This is a genomic window from uncultured Winogradskyella sp. (assembly GCF_937958655.1).
Classification (GTDB): domain Bacteria; phylum Bacteroidota; class Bacteroidia; order Flavobacteriales; family Flavobacteriaceae; genus Winogradskyella.
On sequence record NZ_CALGNH010000032.1, the window covers coordinates 61,197 to 79,106 of the forward strand.

At 32.8% G+C, this 17,910-nt stretch carries 16 protein-coding genes; 3 read left to right on the forward strand and 13 right to left on the reverse strand.

What is annotated here, in order from left to right:
• Positions 1–124 precede the first annotated feature (124 nt).
• From Q0800_RS06920 to Q0800_RS06965, 10 genes are all read right to left on the reverse strand, one after another.
• Entirely contained in the window at positions 125–1,429 is a 1,305-nt protein-coding gene (locus Q0800_RS06920) for a T9SS type A sorting domain-containing protein (RefSeq protein WP_299128530.1), read from the reverse strand.
• Positions 1,430–1,688: 259 nt separating this feature from the next.
• Positions 1,689–2,075, reverse strand: a complete 387-nt coding sequence (locus Q0800_RS06925; RefSeq protein ID WP_299128531.1) for a cupredoxin domain-containing protein — start codon at positions 2,073–2,075, stop codon at positions 1,689–1,691.
• Positions 2,076–2,267: 192 nt separating this feature from the next.
• Entirely contained in the window at positions 2,268–2,816 is a 549-nt protein-coding gene (locus Q0800_RS06930; protein WP_299128532.1) for a carboxymuconolactone decarboxylase family protein, read from the reverse strand.
• A 391-nt stretch (positions 2,817–3,207) separates the two neighbouring features.
• Positions 3,208–4,050 (reverse strand): helix-turn-helix domain-containing protein, encoded by an 843-nt coding sequence (locus Q0800_RS06935; RefSeq protein ID WP_299128533.1) that lies wholly within the window; start codon positions 4,048–4,050, stop codon positions 3,208–3,210.
• A 50-nt stretch (positions 4,051–4,100) separates the two neighbouring features.
• Positions 4,101–4,277, reverse strand: a complete 177-nt coding sequence (locus tag Q0800_RS06940) for a hypothetical protein (protein WP_299128534.1) — start codon at positions 4,275–4,277, stop codon at positions 4,101–4,103.
• 152 nt (positions 4,278–4,429) lie between these two features.
• Complete coding sequence (locus tag Q0800_RS06945; protein ID WP_299128535.1) at positions 4,430–4,948, reverse strand: ferritin; 519 nt, start codon at positions 4,946–4,948, stop codon at positions 4,430–4,432.
• Positions 4,949–5,094: 146 nt separating this feature from the next.
• Positions 5,095–5,997, reverse strand: coding sequence for a histone deacetylase (locus Q0800_RS06950; protein WP_299128536.1), 903 nt, complete (start codon positions 5,995–5,997; stop codon positions 5,095–5,097).
• Positions 5,997–8,366, reverse strand: a complete 2,370-nt coding sequence (locus tag Q0800_RS06955; RefSeq protein ID WP_299128537.1) for a hypothetical protein — start codon at positions 8,364–8,366, stop codon at positions 5,997–5,999. The genes Q0800_RS06950 and Q0800_RS06955 overlap by 1 nt, the downstream gene beginning before the upstream one ends.
• A 53-nt stretch (positions 8,367–8,419) precedes the next feature.
• Positions 8,420–10,486: a methionine--tRNA ligase gene (gene metG / locus Q0800_RS06960; RefSeq protein ID WP_299128538.1), complete on the reverse strand. Its 2,067-nt coding sequence runs from the start codon at positions 10,484–10,486 to the stop codon at positions 8,420–8,422.
• A 121-nt stretch (positions 10,487–10,607) separates the two neighbouring features.
• On the reverse strand, positions 10,608–11,375 hold the full coding sequence (locus Q0800_RS06965) for a LexA family transcriptional regulator (protein ID WP_299128539.1): 768 nt from the start codon (positions 11,373–11,375) through the stop codon (positions 10,608–10,610).
• A 100-nt stretch (positions 11,376–11,475) separates the two neighbouring features.
• Between Q0800_RS06965 and dnaE the strand changes: the two genes are divergently transcribed.
• The 3 genes from dnaE (at position 11,476) to Q0800_RS06980 (ending at position 16,620) form a co-directional block, all read left to right on the forward strand.
• A complete protein-coding gene (gene dnaE, locus Q0800_RS06970; RefSeq protein ID WP_299128540.1) occupies positions 11,476–14,499 on the forward strand; it encodes a DNA polymerase III subunit alpha in 3,024 nt (1,007 codons plus the stop codon).
• A gap of 147 nt (positions 14,500–14,646) precedes the next feature.
• Complete coding sequence (gene dinB / locus Q0800_RS06975; protein WP_299128541.1) at positions 14,647–15,864, forward strand: DNA polymerase IV; 1,218 nt, start codon at positions 14,647–14,649, stop codon at positions 15,862–15,864.
• Positions 15,865–15,888: 24 nt separating this feature from the next.
• Positions 15,889–16,620, forward strand: coding sequence for an SOS response-associated peptidase (locus tag Q0800_RS06980; RefSeq protein ID WP_299128542.1), 732 nt, complete (start codon positions 15,889–15,891; stop codon positions 16,618–16,620).
• Positions 16,621–16,638: 18 nt separating this feature from the next.
• On the opposite strand, the gene Q0800_RS06985 is transcribed toward Q0800_RS06980, so the two are convergent.
• The 3 genes from Q0800_RS06985 to Q0800_RS06995 are packed head-to-tail and all read right to left on the reverse strand — an operon-like array spanning position 16,639 to position 17,866.
• Entirely contained in the window at positions 16,639–16,845 is a 207-nt protein-coding gene (locus Q0800_RS06985) for a helix-turn-helix transcriptional regulator (protein WP_299128544.1), read from the reverse strand.
• Between the two features lie 2 nt (positions 16,846–16,847).
• On the reverse strand, positions 16,848–17,357 hold the full coding sequence (locus Q0800_RS06990) for a DUF2975 domain-containing protein (RefSeq protein ID WP_299128546.1): 510 nt from the start codon (positions 17,355–17,357) through the stop codon (positions 16,848–16,850).
• 2 nt (positions 17,358–17,359) lie between these two features.
• The gene (locus Q0800_RS06995; protein ID WP_299128547.1) at positions 17,360–17,866 is read right to left on the reverse strand and encodes a DUF2975 domain-containing protein; all 507 of its coding nucleotides are present in this window, start codon (positions 17,864–17,866) and stop codon (positions 17,360–17,362) included.
• Positions 17,867–17,910 lie beyond the last annotated feature (44 nt).

Sequence of the window (17,910 nt, forward strand, 5' to 3'; positions counted from 1 at the left end):
CATTAGCAAGGTGTAGTATTAAACCCTTATTTTATAATAAAAATGCCTAGCAGAATGAATACTACTAAGCATTTTTAATAATTTTGACAGTCTTAAACCGCTGAAAAGCGTTTAAATAAGAAGCTTAATTTTTTACTATTTTTTTGGTAATACTGAGTCCTGTATCCATTTCAGTAACTTTAATAAAGTAAAGTGCACGTTCTAAATCTTGTAGGTTAGACATCATTAGCCTACCATCTGTAGTAGTAGCTCCACTACTTTTAATAAGTCTACCATTTATATCAAATAAATCTAAATTGTATACTCCACTATTACCATTATTAATCGTAATAAAAACACGATCCGAAAACGGATTAGGATTTATGTTTAAGTCCGCTACTTCAAATTCTTCTGTGGATAATGAGGCACATAGCGACCATCCCATATCTTCAAAAAATCCAAGAGTAATTGGGCCTGGGTTATGGTTAGCCTCACCAGGACCAATTTGCGGTGTCATTAATGAGTTTATATCTCCAGCAAGGAAAGTGGACTCGTCCCAATGACTATAGCTTGAACCACCATTATAAGGATTTGGCGCGAAAATTTTAGGTTCATCACCTCCATTCTCTGCTACTGCTTGTGGCCCATTACAAAATAAATTATTACCTGTAAGCTGATTTTGTAAAGCCATTGACGGATCATCAAAACCTAATATACTGGTATTACTACCGTTTTCTATAAAGTTAGAATAAACGCTAGGTCTAGGCGGATTTCCAACTCTTATAGTTCCCTCTGAACCATCACTTGATGCTAAACCAACAAAACCTAAGCCATGGCCCAGCTCATGTAATACTATAGAAACGAAATCAAATTGTCCGTTAGGCGGATTTGCATCTGTACCAAAGTAAAAGTTAAAAGTACTACTAAACGTACAAGAAATATCAACAGAGTCAGAATTACCAAATGGTGGCGGATCTTCACTATCTCGATCTTCTAATTTTTCCCATAACGCTATCGGATAAAATACATCAGGAAGTGCTCCAGGTGCATTAGATGTAAAGAAATTAGTTGGACCTGCTTGCCCTAATACGCCAGCATTTAATGGAGCGAAATTTGCATTAATTCTAATGGGTTGAGACGACTCAATAGAATTAGCCCAAATATCAACAGCAAATTGAAATGCTGCTTCAGCCTCTGGCGTAAATCCATTATAAGTAACAATAAATGATGAGCACGCAGAACCTCTGGACATATTGTTTGCAACTGCTTGAGACCTGAAGGTGGAATGAGCACCTCTATAATTATCCGCATAATATACACAAGCAGGCTCTGCTGGCGTATATTGTTGTCTTACAAATTCTTGGTCTTGTGCTTTAGTTATTTGATAAATAAGTAAGCATAGAACTAAAGGAATAAATTTTGTGTTTTGTTTAAAGGTAAAGTTCTTCATAATATTTCTTTTGAGATTTTAAAAATAACTTAATTTTAGATAATAACTCATACTTGAGATCTAATTCAACCTAATAAAATGTTAATTTATTGCTAAAATTCTATTTTATTTTTAAACGCCTAATATACTACTTTACAAGTTTAATTTTAATTTAGAACCTAGTAATTCTTTGAATGTTTTAACTGGCTTGTAATTATCACAAAAGCGCGACTCTATTATAAAAAGATGTCGCGCTCTGTATTTAACTATAAGGTTCTAACTATTCAACTGTTAATGTATATTGAGGTGTTGGGTTTAAAGGGCAGAAATACACGTACTCTCCTTTTGTTAATACAGTTGCTTGCGTTTTTTGAGTTTCCCCATCTTTAACAACCTCCGTAACATAAGCCGTTTGTATGTGATTTTCTGGGTTACTCGCATCAGCTCCCTTTTTTACTAAAACCAAACCTACTTCTTTAGCCGCATGATTATTTGCTACTTCAAAGATATAAGTACCTTCACTAACAGTTAATGCTTTTTGTACAAACTCTCCCTTGGTTTGTTCTAAGGAAATAGTTTTTACTTCTTTTGCCATCATTTTATCTTGCGCATTACCGTTAATTACAAACCCTAATGCTATTACTAAAATTGCGATTGTTTTTTTCATTTTTTTAAATTTTATTTAGATTATTAATTTATATTATTTTTAAGCTTCACTCTAAACACTTCGACGTTTTAATTGACATATACTTACTAATACTCTACTTTAATTATCCTTATTTGTCATTAGACATTATAAGAAGTACTTTAAACAATATTCAATCTTGAATTACTTAACGCTTTGGTGCTTTATCTGGTGTTATACTAATTCTGGTGTTAATGGTTGTGCTACCGGAAAATCTACAGCCACTTGTGTTGTACTGTGTACATAATTAGAGATCGTTTTGTCTCCTACTAAAGAAATAGTATCGATTAAATTTCCTTTTGTATAGCCTGCATTAAAAAAGTTCTCTAAAACAGTTTCATCTGTTCTACCTCTATTCTCAGTAACGTTTTTAGCTAATTTTGCTAAAGCATCTAGTTTAGGATTTACAGAAGAATAACCCGCTCTTAATTCTAAGATTTGATCGTCTGTAAAACCATTCATTTTGCCAATTGCAGTATGTGCAGATAAACAGTATACACAATTATTAACTTGGCTAACTGCTAAGTTTACAACTTCTTTTTCTTTAGCAGATAATGATGTTTTGGCGTTAGCAAAGTTTAAATAGTTTTCTAAGGCAGTATCACTATGCGCATACGTTGCATATAGATTTGGTACAAAGCCTAAACCTTTATTAAGGTTATCAAAAATAGCTTGATTGTTTGTGCTTACTTCTTCTCTCGTTGGTACATTAAATGTGCTCATAATTTTTAGTTTTTATCCTGTCCCAATAACCATCGGGATTATTCAGGTTTTATTATTATTTAATTAAAATTTTTGTTGGTACAAAGTTGCGACCGATTAGCATTTTATAAAATGATTATAATTCCCTAATACTTGTCATTTTTTCCTCACTAAACAATATGTGGTTTTTCTGCATCACAATAATAATCGTGGATATGTTTTTGTTCACAATGTGTTTTTGGAACTATAGTATTCAGAATTTGTTTTGGATTACTCCTGAATATCTCAATTAAATTGAATATTGACTTGTTATTTAATTTCATCTTTCTTTGTTTTAATATTACAGTGCAAAGATGGTAAGTAAAAGGATACTATAAAATGAAGAATTTGCCCTTAGACTTGTCAATTTTTCCTAACTAATAGCGTTTAAGCTTTTCTTAAATTCTGAAGGAGACTGAGATGTGTATTTTTTAAATAACCGACTGAGGTGAGAGGCATCGTCAAAACCAACCTCATAAGCTATTTCTTTAGCAGTTTTATCTGTATATGTTAATAGACGTTTAGCCTCTAAAACAATACGCTGATGAATAATTTGTAGTGGACTCCTATTGAGTTTAGCAAAATTATTAGATAAGGTCTTTGGGGATTTAAACAACTGATCCGCATAGAAACTAACACTATGTTCTGATTTAAAATGTTGCTCTACTAAAAAATTAAACGACCTTAATAGATCTACTTTACTACTTTTAGGTGTTTCAACAACACCTTGCTTGGCTTTTAAAAGTCGTGTACTTTTAATAATAAAGCGCGCCATTAGCATACGTAGCATTTCTGCTTGGATGTTATCTTCGGTTTCTAACTCATCTATAAAAACTTCGTGAAGGGTTTTAAATTTTTGCTGTTCTTTAGTATCTAAGTGTATAACAGGAATATTAGTATTACCAAAAAACAACATACCAACGCAACTTACCTCCTGATCGTGATCTTTTATACAGTAAAATTCTCTATTAAACTGATAAAGAACAATGTCCTCACCATTTATATATTGTAGGTATTGTATTGGCGTAAGTGCTAATATACTATTAGGCTGAAGCGTTAGTGGCACACTATCTATTATGAGTTTAATAGGTTCTGAGTTTGCCCAGATAAAAGAATAAAATTCAACTTGTTGTGGATTAGAAAATGATTTTAAATCATTGATATCACCAATTTTAAAAAGTGCATCGGAAGTAAATTCTTTAAAAGTATGCCTCATACTTTACTAAGTCTAATGTTTAGTTAAGACATTACAAAAATAAAGATAATTTAAGCCACTTTTTTAAGAAGATCAAAACAAGGGCATTTTTTACAGCGTTTAGCTTCGGCCTTTTTATACTTTTTACAACATTTAGACTTTACTTTACCTAATGGCTCGCAACCGTAGTTTTCAAGAACTTTAAGACGCTCTTTTTTTAATTTTTTGTTTTTCTTCTTTTTACCCATCTTAAGTATTTTTAATAAAAACCTTAAAATCAGTTACAAAAATACTTATTTTTATTTATTCTAAATAAATTTTAACACTTTGAGAATAAAAAAAAGCTAGTATTTGTTAAATACTAGCTCCATTAAAATTTTATTTATAGGACTTTCTGCTACTATTGTACTGGTGTATCTGCTGCAGAAACTACTGCTAATTGTTGTATATCCCTATCAAATAAATACAAGCCTCCCTTGTCGTCTCCGATCATATTTATTTTATCTAATATGGTTCTTGCTACGGCCTCTTCTTCAATTTGTTCCGCTACATACCATTGTAAGAAATTGTGAGATGCATAATCTTTTTCTTGTAAGGAAATGTGTACAAGATCATTAATACTTTCAGACACAAAAATTTCGTGTGCTAATAATTTCTCAAACATTTCTTGAAATGAATTAAACGTAATATTTGGTGCATTTAATTCTGATATCAGGGCATGACCACCACGTTCGTTTACAAATTTTACAAGTTTAAGCATATGCTCGCGCTCTTCATCGGACTGGTCGTACATAAAATTAGAAATTCCCTCTAAGCCTTTTACTTCTGCCCAAACGGCCATCGCTAAATACACCTGAGATGATTCTGCTTCTATTCTTATCTGCTTGTTTAAAGCTTCTTCTATTGTCTTTGATAACATAAACTCTATTTTTTTACAAAAATAACCACTATGTACTTAATTTTTAGTTAATTATTTCCTAGTTTTCTAATTCATATTTAATCTAATTTGAAGTTATAGTATAGCTTTTAAACAAAAAAAACTCATTTCACAAAAAAGATGAATCTTTAAAAGAAAATTTCTAGCGCCAACCTAAACGTATTGGCATGTGCATCTACAATAGTTTTTATATCTGGCGAATAACCACCTCCCATACTACACATTACAGGGACCTTAAAATCCTTACAGCTTTGCAGTACAAACCGATCACGTTCTTTACAGCCTTTAATAGACATGCTTAGCTTACCCAACTTATCCGTTGCTATTACATCGACTCCGCAGAGGTAATAAATAAAGTCTGGTTGCTCCTTTTCAATGAGTTTAGGTAAGGTATCTTTCAAAATTTGAAGATAGGTTTTATCATCAGTATCATTATCTAAAGCAATGTCTAAATCGCTTTGTTCTTTTTTAAAAGGGTAGTTGCTTTTACCATGCATTGAGAATGTAAAGACAGAGTCATCATTCTGAAAAATCTCAGCGGTACCATTGCCCTGATGTACATCGAGATCAATAATAAGTGCCTTTTTAACCCATCCTTTATTTTGTAAATAACGTGCACCAATAGCTTGGTCATTTAATAAACAAAATGCCTCACCACGATTGGTATATGCATGGTGTGTACCACCTGCAATATTCATTGCTATTCCATTTTTTAAAGCATATTCACTGGCTTTAATAGTGCCGTCAGCAATGATGACTTCGCGTTCTACCAATACTTCACTAAGCGGAAATCCAATTTTACGGGCAGCACGTTGGTCTAAGGTTATATTTACCAGATCGTAATAATACTCAGGTTCGTGTACAGCTAAAATATGCTTGTCATTGGGCTTGGTAGGTTCAAAAAAATTATTGTCGCTACATGTGCCTTCATAAAGTAATTGTTGTGGCAATAATTCATATTTCTCCATCGGAAAGCGATGACCTTCCGGAAGTGGATGTTTGTAAATTGGGTGAAATGCTATTTTAAGCATTAAAAATTATCTACCAAGATTTCTTCTGATACAAATTTACCATTCACCATACCTTCTATAAATAGCTTAAAACTATTTTTTGTATTCAAAACCTTAAAATCAAAAGATCCATCTTCTTGTAGTTTTACATTCGGTATCCAGTCAATAGTACCATATTCATTATAAAAGGTAGAATTATAAAATTTATACTTTGACACATAAAACTTTTTGTTGTTACTAAATCTTAATGGTACATCATAAGTCTGTACATTATCGTTTTTGGATACTATGTTATTATAATCATTTAACGTATAAATTTTTATAAAACCCGCTTGTCCTCTTATACCTCCACCTATGCCATAAAGCTCATATTCTATATAATCAATATCTTGCATATTTAAAAACGTTAATACAGTAAAATCAGAACTTAAAAACCCATCATTTAAATACACTAAAGGTACTGGACTTCCCCATTGAACTCTTGGATTAGTAATACTTAAATTTCCTGAGAAATAATCAAATTGAGTATTAAAACCTAAGCGCTGTAGATATAAATCTAACCTTTGGTTTCTTAATTTAATTCTATCGTCTATAATTTCTACTCTAGAATTAATTGCCTTATTTTTTAGTTGTTCTGCTCTGGTATATGTTTTTGAAGCTTCAACTACTACTTCATCTAAGAGTTCTGCATCTGCCCAAGATTTACTTAACTCTAATTCCTCTGTATTTTTAAACGGAGTTAAAAATAGTTCTTGGACAGTATTATGTGTTAAACTGAACTTAGGAAATTGTGATGGGTAAAATTGAAGATAAATTGATGGCTTAACTCTAAAGCCTTTGTTTTTAGCATCTATAAAACCAATTCTAAACAAATCATCTTCGTTAGGAAAAATTGTTTTTGCTGTAAACTCCTTATCCGAACTTTTTACTTCAAAAAGCTTTGAAGACGATGTTTCTAGCGGATAAACCACATAATTTCCAGGATTTTTACCATTGATATTGGCAACCACATCAATACCCCTCTCAAAAGGATGAATAAAAACATTATTTTGGGTTAATATAGTATTCCAATCATAACTACTCCATCCTTGTGTGAGTAACAAAAGATCTAAATTATAATTACTTTCTCTTGTATTCTCAAAATATTGTGCGCCATTTTCAATATACCCTCTTACATAAGGCTGTATAAACAGTTGTGACAAAATATTATTATGATGATTATACGATTTTGTTCCGCTAGGTAATACAGAGATACTAACATTTGATATTTTAGACGCTTCTAGTTTTTGAAATTTGCCTTTTAGCTTTATACTATCCTTAGTTTTCTGAGAATCTAAATTAGTTAGACTACCTTGATCAAAACCAGTCATATTAAAATACAAACGTTCTAAAATTGGCTTGTTCTGCTCATTAAATACTGTGAAAATATTTATTCCAGTAAACAATTCTTGTTTAGGATATTTTATAATTATTTCACCATTTTTACCAAGTTGAAATTCGGTTAGTTTTAATTCACTACCATCATGTAATACTATTTTAAAAATTCCATCACCAAACTGTTTGTAAAATAATGTATTTGACTTTAATCTAACAATAAGATTGTCTCCTAAAGTATTTATTCCCATAGACATGCCGCTAGCCTTAATATCTTTTAGCTGTTTTTTTATAATTCTGTCATTGGTTTTTATCTCAACAAAATAATTAGTATTAGGATCTGGGTTAATCATCGCTTTGGCTATACCAGAATTATTAAGCTGAAAATCTGTTATAATTGTACCTTTACCATCAACTATCTTTCCTTCAACGTTTTTAATGCCTAAACCAAATTGATTTTTTGCTATAATTCCTATAGTATTTGGTATTTTGTAAAATATATGGCCTCCTTCGCCTAAAACTTGCAAATCTATTTTTAAATCTTCTGATAATACTGGTTTAATTTCTTTAATATTATCAGCATCAATTACTTTAAAGCTTTGCTCAAAATGATTAGCTTCGTTAAAATTACGCATCCAATTTGTGTACGCTTTAAAAGTAAAAACACCGGTATTGAGCGTACTATCAATATCAAAAACATTAGATACGGTTCCCTTATCTACTTTTAATAATTTCTTTTTAAGTACATTACCTTTAGAATCACTTATTGTACAATAAAGATTTTTAGTCATTAAAGAGGGTTTCTTAACAAACTTATCAAAGACATAAGCCGTAAAACCTAACATTTCGCCTTCTATATAGGTAGATTTATTAAGATGCACATATACCACCTCTCTAGGTGCATCAGTATAATTAGAGTAGTTCTCAGCAATGATATCTGAACTTTGAGAAAAACCTAGGCTTATACAAAAAAGAAATAGTAATATAATCTTAGAGAAGCGTAGTTTTTTTATCATGATGGCTAAATTTCTGATAAAATTATCAAAAACTAGACCAAAAGACTCTAGTTTTAACTAATTTTTAAACCATTAGAAATCTGATCGTTATCTGGGTTTACAAATATCAAATGACCTAATTCATCTTCCGTCATCAAGATCATACCTTTACTCTCAACTCCTCTTAATTTCCTCGGTGCTAAGTTTACTAAAACCATTACGCGTTTACCCACAACCTCTTCTGGCGTAAAACTCCCAGCAATTCCAGAAACAATGGTACGCGTATCTATACCAGTATCTACTTTTAAGACTAAGAGTTTTTTTGTTTTTGGCATTTTTTCTGCCTCTATAATAGTACCTACTCTAAGATCTAATTTTGTGAAATCATCAAAAGTAATCTCGTCTTTTTGAGGTTCTACTTGTTTTTTAGCTGCTTCATTGGCTTTTTTATTGGCAGCAAGTTTATGGAGTTGTTTTTCAATTTCAGAATCTTCTATTTTTAAAAACAATAAATCTGGTTTGCCTTTTTGAATAGAATGACCTGCTGGAAGCAAGATAGACTTCGTAGAGACGCCTTCCCAAGTAGATTCTGAATCAAGTTCAGAATGACAAAGGATTGTTTTTAGTTTACTTGAAGTAAAGGGTAAAAAAGGTTCACTTAATACCGCTAAAGCAGACGCAATTTGCAAAGCAATAAACATTACTGTTTTAGTGCGATCCTCGTCTGTTTTTACTGTTTTCCATGGCTCTTCATCTGCTAAATACTTATTTCCTAATCTAGCCAAATTCATTAACTCTTGGCTAGCCTCTCTAAAACGGTAGCGCTCTATTGAACTAGAGATAACTGACGGATAAGCTTTTAAAGTAGTTAAAGTTTCTTCATCAATTGTTTTATAAGCGGAAGGACTTGGCACTACACCATCATAATATTTATTGGTTAATACCGCAACACGATTAATAAAATTACCGAAAATTGCAACCAATTCATTATTATTTCTTGCCTGAAAATCTTTCCAAGTAAAATCATTATCCTTAGTTTCTGGGGCATTTGCCGTAAGTGCATAACGCAAAACGTCTTGTTGATCTGGAAAATCTTTTAAATAGTCTGGCAACCAAACTGCCCAATTCTTAGAAGTAGATAGTTTATTACCTTCTAAATTTAAAAACTCGTTAGCAGGTACATTTTCTGGCAAAATATAAGAGCCTTCTGCTTTTAACATTGATGGAAAAATAATACAGTGAAATACAATATTATCTTTACCTATAAAATGTACTAAGGTTGTATTATCATCTTTCCAATAATCTTCCCAGTTTTTGCCCTCACGTGCTGCCCACTCTTTAGTTGCTGAGATATAACCTATAGGTGCGTCAAACCAAACATAAAGTACTTTTCCTTCACCGCCATCAACTGGTACAGGTATGCCCCAATCTAAATCTCTGGTTACAGCTCGTGGTCTTAATCCATCATCTATCCAAGACTTAACCTGGCCATACACATTAGGTTTCCAGTCTTTTTTATGACCTTTTAGTATCCATTCTTTTAAAAATGCTTCGTGTTTATTTAAAGGTAAAAACCAATGTTTTGTTTCTTTTACAGTTGGTACGTTACCGGTAATTGCAGACTTTGGATTTATTAAATCTGTAGCATTTAAACTAGATCCACAATTTTCGCACTGATCTCCATAAGCATCTTCATTTCCGCATTTAGGACAAGTACCAGTAACAAAACGATCTGCCAAAAACTGATTAGCTTCGGCATCGTAAAGCTGCTCAGAAACTTCTTCAACAAATTCATTTTTAGCATATAAAGTCTTAAAAAAGTCTGAAGCAGTATCGTGGTGTATCTTGGCTGAAGTACGCGAGTAATTATCAAAAGTTATCCCAAAGTCTTCAAAAGATTTTTTAATAATAGTATGGTATTTATCAACTATATCTTGTGGACTAACTCCTTCTTTTTTTGCCTTAATAGTAATAGGCACACCATGCTCATCACTCCCGCAGATAAATGCAACATCGTTACCTCTTAATCTTAAGTATCTAGAGTAAATATCTGCTGGCACGTAAACACCTGCTAAATGCCCTATATGTATTGGGCCATTAGTGTATGGAAGTGCTGCAGTAATTGTATATCGCTTAGACATTAAATACTTTTTTAAATGAAATGCAAATTTACAATTTTACAATGACTAAAAACGTCATTCCATTTTAAGAAAAATTACATCTATAAATCTCATTATCATATTAAAAGTAGATTTAGTCATCTTACATTTGTTTCACAGCTTCCAACTCTACTTTCAACTCTTGAAACATGGTCATTATACTACTTAACTTCAGTTCCTTCTCATCATACTCTTGCGTATTAATACAACAGGTAAACTCCCAAAGTTCTAAGATATTTTCACGCTTAACTAAATATGGTTTATAAGACTTGTTATCAGAACTTAACAATAAACTTGCAATATCACCCTCAGGTATATAAACTCGTTTATAAACCAAACCATCATCCTTTGTTAAAACAATGTAAGTTCTGCCGTTTTTAATATCATTAATAGCTTCAACATACTTTGCCACAACAAAAGCACCATCTTTAACAGGTAGCATAGAATCCCCTTTTATAGGAAATGCCCTGTGTGTACCAGTAGGTAAAAACGGTAATTTAATTTTTTGAAGTTGCTCTATATATTCCGGATCATCGTAACCAGACAGATAACCTGCTGAGGCTTTTGCTGGTACAATCTCAATTAAATCTTCATTATTTTCGTTAACCGTTACAGGAAACAGTACACGCTTATTCCCTACTTCTATAAAAGAGGTATCCTTGGCTTTTCGTAAATCCTTACGCACCAAAATATCTATAGGAATATCAAAGTAATTAGATAAATCTATTAAACGCTCAATTGGTGGTTCACTTCTTCCTTCTTCATAAGACCCAACGACAGAGCGTGTCCAATTAAGGTCGTCTGCAAAACGTTCTTGAGACAATTTCTTTAACGTTCTAAGATGCTTTATGTTGGCTTGTATAGGCTTCATATTTATTTCTCACGAAAGTGGGAATCATTTTATATTTAACAGTATTTACTACAAATATAAGCAACAAAAACTACATATAGTAGCTAATTTTGTTAATCCTATGTATTTAAACTGTCATACCTATTACAGCCTACGTTACGGCACTATAAAACCTGAGCAACTGCTTGCTATTGCTTCAGAAAATGGTGTGCAAACTTTGGCGCTTACGGATATTAATACCACCTCAGCATGTTTGGATATTGTGCGCCTGTCTAAAAAATATAAAGTAAAACCTGTTCTTGGTGTAGATTTTAGAAACAAGGCACAACAAGAATTTATTCTCATTGCAAAAAATAATAATGGGTTTAAAACTATCAATGATTATCTGTCTAAATTTCTTCATAATCGTGAGTTAAAAATTCCCGAAAGACCTGAGGTTATTTTGGAAGATTGCTTTGTGATTTATCCTTACCAAAAAGGCAAGAATTTCAACTTAAAATCTAATGAGTTTTTAGGCATTGCACCTAAAGACCTCAACCATTTAAAATTTTCGAAATGGAATCAATTTAGAGAGAAATTAGTGGTATTAAAAACCGTTTCTTTTCAAAATAAAAAGGGTTTTAATACACATCGCTTACTACGCGCTATTGATAATAATACCTTATTGAGTAAACTGCCGAAAACTGAAGAGGGTAGCGAACATGATATGATGTTACCGTATGACGAACTGTGTCATACATACTCCGAATTTCCTAAACTAATACATAATACCGAACAACTTTTAGAGGATTGTAGCATTGATTTCAATTTTGAAAATAACGAGCCTAAAAATCAAAAGTGTCTGACCGCAAATGAAGCTTCAGATTATGCATTGTTAGAAAAACTGACCTACGATGGTATTCCTTATCGTTACGGAAATGAGGTTAGCCCTAAGATTTATGAGCGTATAGAAAAAGAGCTCGATATTATAAAGCAAAAAAGCTTTGTGTCTTATTTTCTAATCAACTGGAAAATCTTAGAATACGCACGCAACAAAGACTACTACTATGTTGGTCGCGGAAGTGGTGCCAATAGTATTATTGCGTATTTACTCAGAATTACAGATGTAGATCCTATAGAGTTAGATCTCTATTTTGAACGTTTTATTAATCTCTTTCGACAAAATCCACCAGATTTTGATATTGACTTTTCATGGAAAGATAGAGATGATATTACACATTTTATTTTCAACAACTTTAAGAACACAGCTTTAATAACGGTTTATAACACCTTTAAATTCAAAGCTTCTGTGCGCGAATTGGGTAAAGTATTTGGCTTACCAAAGTCTGAAATGGATATGCTAACACGAGGTAAGTTTAATGTGAGCCAGTTAGATAAGCTCTCACAACTCGTTCTTAAATACAGTCAATATATTGAGGGTTTTCCTAACTACTTAGGTATTCATGCAGGTGGTATTTTGATTTCAGAAAAGCCAATACATTATTATGGTGCGACTTTTATGCCTCCAAAAGGCTTTGCCACGACACAGTTTGATATGGTCGTTGCTGAAGATATTGGCCTCTACAAATTCGATATTTTAAGTCAGCGCGGTTTAGGAAAAATTAAAGATGCCGTAGAAATTATCAATACTAATTACACAGAACAACCACCTATTGATATTCATGACATTAAACGTTTTAAACAAGATGAACGCATAAAACACCTATTACGAAATGCCAAAGCCATTGGTTGCTTCTATGTAGAATCTCCTGCCATGCGTATGCTTCTAAAAAAATTACAAGTCGATAACTATTTAGGTTTAGTGGCTGCGAGTTCTGTCATTCGTCCTGGTGTGGCCAAAAGTGGTATGATGCGTCAATACATTTTACGTTATCGTTATCCTGAAAAGCGAAAAGAAGCACATCCTGTGTTGGCAGAACTGATGCCAGAAACTTTTGGTGTTATGGTCTATCAAGAAGATGTGATTAAAGTGGCGCATCATTTTGGTGGTTTAGATTTGGGTGAAGCTGATATGTTACGTCGTGGTATGTCTGGTAAATTCCGTTCGCGTGACGAATTTTTAAAAGTAAAACAACAATTTTTTGATAACTGTATAAACGATGGAAAACCCTACGAATTTGTGGCTGACGTATGGCGACAAATCGAAAGTTTTGCTGGCTATGCCTTTGCAAAAGGGCATTCGGCATCCTATGCCGTTGAGAGCTACCAAAGTCTGTTCTTAAAAGCCTATTATCCTTTGGAATATATGACGGCTACCATTAACAATTTTGGTGGGTTTTATAGTACAGAACTCTATGTGCACGAAGCTAGAATGCATAATGGAAAAATTGAAGCACCTTGCATAAACACCAGTTTTACACAAGCCATTATCAATGGTGGCGTTATTTTTTTAGGCTTTATGTTTTTACAATCTTTAGAATCTAAAACCATAGAGCGTATTCTTGAGGAACGCGAAAGTTATGGATTGTTTAAATCTCTCGATGATTTTATAGAACGTGTTCCTATTTCTGTAGAACAGATTACCATTCTTATAAAAATAAATGCGTTTCGCTTTACTAAAATTAATAAACGTGAGCTGTTATGGGAAGCGCATTTAAAAATCAGTAAAACCGTTATCCAAGAACATATTGTGACGCTATTTAAAACCCAGCGTATTAATTACAATACACCAGAGTTACCAAGCACAGCTTTAGAAAATGCTTTTGACGAAATTGAATTATTAGGATTTCCTTTATGCAATCCCTTTCATCTATTAGAAAAAGAATCTACTAGCCGATTACGTGCAAAGCATTTAATACAATTAGAAGGAAAATATATAAAGATTGAAGGCTATCTTATTACTACAAAAAATACTAGTACTGCTAAAGGTAAGCGTATGTATTTTGGAACATTTTTAGATCGTGATGGTGATTTTATAGATACAGTTCACTTTCCGCCTGTTGCAGCAAAATATCCATTTAGAGGAAAAGGGATTTATGAAATTATTGGAAAAGTTATGGTAGAGTTTGATTGTGTTACTATTGAAGTTTCAAGATTTGAACGTTTGGCTATTATTGAAGATCCACGCTACTCCATAAAATCATTGAATCCAACATTTCAGAATAAGAAGAGTTTTGAAGACTTAAAGAGTATGAATCGAGTTTAAAGATGTCACTTCGAGTGAATTTGTGAAGCATGAACAAATTTGTATCGAGAAGCTTTTATTAATCACTTGGTTCTCGATACAACGATTTTTTTTAGCCTACGCTACAAAAATCGCCACTCGAACTGACATAAATTATAGACGTATAAAATGAACAACAACCGAAGCATAGTACACATGGATTTAGACACTTTTTTTGTGTCTTGCGAGCGCTTACTAGATAGCCGGCTTAACGGAAAACCTGTACTTATTGGTGGCACTAGCGACAGAGGTGTTGTGGCCTCTTGCAGCTATGAGGCTCGAAAATTTGGAATCCATTCTGCAATGCCTATGCGTATGGCAAAACAGCTTTGTCCAGAAGCAATCATACTAAGAGGAAACTCTGGGATTTACAGTAAATTCTCTAATGATGTTACAGACGTTATAAAGGAAAGCGTCCCTCTTTATGAAAAAACATCCATCGATGAGTTTTATCTAGACTTAACCGGAATGGATAAATTCTTTGGTTGTCATAAATTAGCTTCAGAATTACGGCAACGTATTATTAAAGAAACAGGTTTACCCATTTCTTTTGGTTTATCACTAAATAAAACGGTTTCAAAAATTGCCACTGGTGAAGCGAAACCCAATAATGAAATTAGAATTATATCTGGTACTGAAAAACCGTTTTTAGCACCACTTTCGGTAAAAAAGATTCCAATGGTTGGTAATGTAACTTACAAAGCCTTATGCGATTTAGGTGTGAAACGGATTAAAACCGTACAAGATATACCCATGGAATTAATGCATAAAGTTCTTGGTAAAAATGGATTATCCATCTGGAAAAAAGCCAACGGTATTGATAACAGTCCTGTAATTCAATATCACGAACGCAAATCCATTTCTACAGAACGTACCTTTGGGCAAGACACTACAGATATACATAAGCTTAAAGGCCTGGTCATTGCTATGGCAGAAAATTTGGCTTTCCAACTGCGTCGTGGTCATAAGCTCACAGCTTGTATCACCTTTAAAATTCGATATTCTGATTTTCAAACCTACACACAACAACAGCGAATTCCATACAGTGCTATGGACCATACTATTATTCCTGTGGTACTAGATCTGTTTAAGAAATTATACAAGCGTAGATTATTGGTTCGATTAATTGGTGTAAAGTTTAGCCATTTGGTAGAAGGTGGTCACCAAGTCAACCTTTTTGAAGACAACGAGATGCACCTCAACCTAGCACAAGCCATGGATAAAATGCGCGAACGCTATGGAGACAGAGTTGTTATGAGTGCCGCTGGCATGGAAGCGAGAACAATTAGTCGTTGGAATCCTTTTAATGGCGAACCGCCTCCTTTGTTGGCGAATCGGCATCAGTAAAAAGTAATTTACTATCTTAGATACATGTGTTACTCAACAGCATTACGAAAAGAACGCGAAAAAATTGAAAAAGAAATACGTAGTCAAATTAAAGTAAAATTTAATCCAGGCTCAACTTATAAACCTTATTACCATCTTAATGGGTTTACACACGAAAATCTTCAAATCATAAAAATGGATGAACCCAATACCGTCCATGATGCAAGTTGGGGACTAATACCAGATTGGGCATTACATAATCCTAAAGCATTCCGAAAGAAGAGCAATACTTTAAACGCACGGTCAGAATCTATATTTGATAAAGCATCGTTTAGAAATAGTGCCGAAAACAAACGCTGTTTAATTTTAGCCGATGGTTTTTACGAACCTCATCACGAAAATGGAAAGGCCATTCCGCACTTCTGTTATCAACCTTCAGCCACCAATCCGGAAGGCGAGCTATTTCTATTCGCAGGTCTATATAATGAACTTAATGATAACACATTAAGTGCTACAATTCTAACTACAGAAGCTAACGACTTTTTTATGGAAGTCCATAACAAAGGCAAACGTATGCCCTTAGTTTTAGACCCTCATTATTTTGAAGATTGGTTAGACGAAGGCATGAGTACCCAAGAAATAAATGAACTCATGGCTACTGGCATTAGCATAAAACCATTCACTGCACACCCAGTTAGTAGAGATTTTTATAAAAAGGGCATTGACACCAATAAACCTTATATCATCGAAGAAGTACAAAAGGACATACTTTTTTAGTTTCTGTACTCACCTAAACTAATCCTCAACATATTCTAAAATATCACTGTGTTGACAATCTAAGGCTTTGCAAATCGCCTCTAGTGTAGAAAAACGTATAGCCTTTGCTTTTCCTGTTTTAAGGATTGATAAATTAGCTGTCGTAATACCAATGATTTCCGCCAATTCATAACTCTTCATGCCACGTTCCGCTAACACTTTATCTAAGTTTATAATAATTGGCATAATTATATGGTTAGGTCGTTTTCTTCTTTTATGGCCTTGGTTTCTCTTAGAATTGTACTCATTAACATTAAAAACAATCCAAGAGCAATTATTAATAAGTAGACCAATGATTTTTCACTTAAACCCATTATAAATTTAAATCTTAAAAATAGATTTCCTATCCAGTCAATACACCACGAAGATATTGCTGCAATTACCATGAATTTACCTGAAAAAAATAATGATTGTATAAGTTCTTGATTATAAACATCATTTTTTAACAAGAGTTTTGTCACTTTTCGCCATTTCATTAGAGCAACAATAAAAACCACATAAATACCTAGTTTTAAAATAGTGAAAAAGTAAAACTTCGCCTCCGTTTTAAAATTAGCTACATCTTCTTCAATAGATATGATCTCTTGTTCTACCCCAAAAAGAATGGAGGCAAAAAAGAAAATACCTAAGCCAATTGCAATTAGAAGAAGGAAAATAATACTATTCAAAATCCAATAAAGTGTTTTTGTAAAACTCATATTTAAACAGTTAATTCATTTTCTTCTTTAGCCTGTTTTGCCACTTTAAACACTTCACTTAAGACCATAAAAAATAATCCTAAACAGATGAGCATTACATTAGGTGTGAATCCGAAATCCAAACGAAACTCATCAAATAATACAAGTCTGGCACTAAAGAAAATTATAGCGCTCAATACACCAGTGATAGTTAAGAGTAAACCTATTCTATTATAATTAATGATAACCTCATCATGGAATGGTTTCACTTTTTGGAAGTAGCGTAATGTTATTCTAAACAAATAAAAACAATATATCGCTATGCCAATCATTGCGATTATGGTCAAGGTAAAAAACTGAGCTAATGGCATAGAAGAATCTGCATTTAAATCATTATCAAATACAAAGGATATAGTTTCTGGATTCACAAATATGTAAACCCCAAAAAATAGTAATAATGCAACCGCAGGAACGCAAGTAACAATCCAAACAAAATCTACTAGACTTTTTAGAATAATTAATTTTCTCATTTTAATAAATATTATCGTTTTACGATAACAAATATAATAAAATT

Bases quoted from the DNA above. Each gene is read 5' to 3' on its own strand.
- Q0800_RS06930 (WP_299128532.1), bottom strand. From the start codon at position 2,816: ATGAGCACATTTAATGTACCAACGAGAGAAGAAGTAAGCACAAACAAT.
- Q0800_RS06945 (WP_299128535.1), bottom strand. From the start codon at position 4,948: ATGTTATCAAAGACAATAGAAGAAGCTTTAAACAAGCAGATAAGAATA.
- Q0800_RS06920 (WP_299128530.1), bottom strand. From the start codon at position 1,429: ATGAAGAACTTTACCTTTAAACAAAACACAAAATTTATTCCTTTAGTT.
- Q0800_RS06985 (WP_299128544.1), bottom strand. From the start codon at position 16,845: ATGCCAATTATTATAAACTTAGATAAAGTGTTAGCGGAACGTGGCATG.
- dinB (WP_299128541.1), top strand. From the start codon at position 14,647: ATGAACAACAACCGAAGCATAGTACACATGGATTTAGACACTTTTTTT.
- Q0800_RS06995 (WP_299128547.1), bottom strand. From the start codon at position 17,866: ATGAGAAAATTAATTATTCTAAAAAGTCTAGTAGATTTTGTTTGGATT.
- Q0800_RS06955 (WP_299128537.1), bottom strand. From the start codon at position 8,366: ATGATAAAAAAACTACGCTTCTCTAAGATTATATTACTATTTCTTTTT.
- metG (WP_299128538.1), bottom strand. From the start codon at position 10,486: ATGTCTAAGCGATATACAATTACTGCAGCACTTCCATACACTAATGGC.
- Q0800_RS06990 (WP_299128546.1), bottom strand. From the start codon at position 17,357: ATGAGTTTTACAAAAACACTTTATTGGATTTTGAATAGTATTATTTTC.
- Q0800_RS06950 (WP_299128536.1), bottom strand. From the start codon at position 5,997: ATGCTTAAAATAGCATTTCACCCAATTTACAAACATCCACTTCCGGAA.
- Q0800_RS06935 (WP_299128533.1), bottom strand. From the start codon at position 4,050: ATGAGGCATACTTTTAAAGAATTTACTTCCGATGCACTTTTTAAAATT.
- Q0800_RS06940 (WP_299128534.1), bottom strand. From the start codon at position 4,277: ATGGGTAAAAAGAAGAAAAACAAAAAATTAAAAAAAGAGCGTCTTAAA.
- Q0800_RS06965 (WP_299128539.1), bottom strand. From the start codon at position 11,375: ATGAAGCCTATACAAGCCAACATAAAGCATCTTAGAACGTTAAAGAAA.
- dnaE (WP_299128540.1), top strand. From the start codon at position 11,476: ATGTATTTAAACTGTCATACCTATTACAGCCTACGTTACGGCACTATA.
- Q0800_RS06925 (WP_299128531.1), bottom strand. From the start codon at position 2,075: ATGAAAAAAACAATCGCAATTTTAGTAATAGCATTAGGGTTTGTAATT.
- Q0800_RS06980 (WP_299128542.1), top strand. From the start codon at position 15,889: ATGTGTTACTCAACAGCATTACGAAAAGAACGCGAAAAAATTGAAAAA.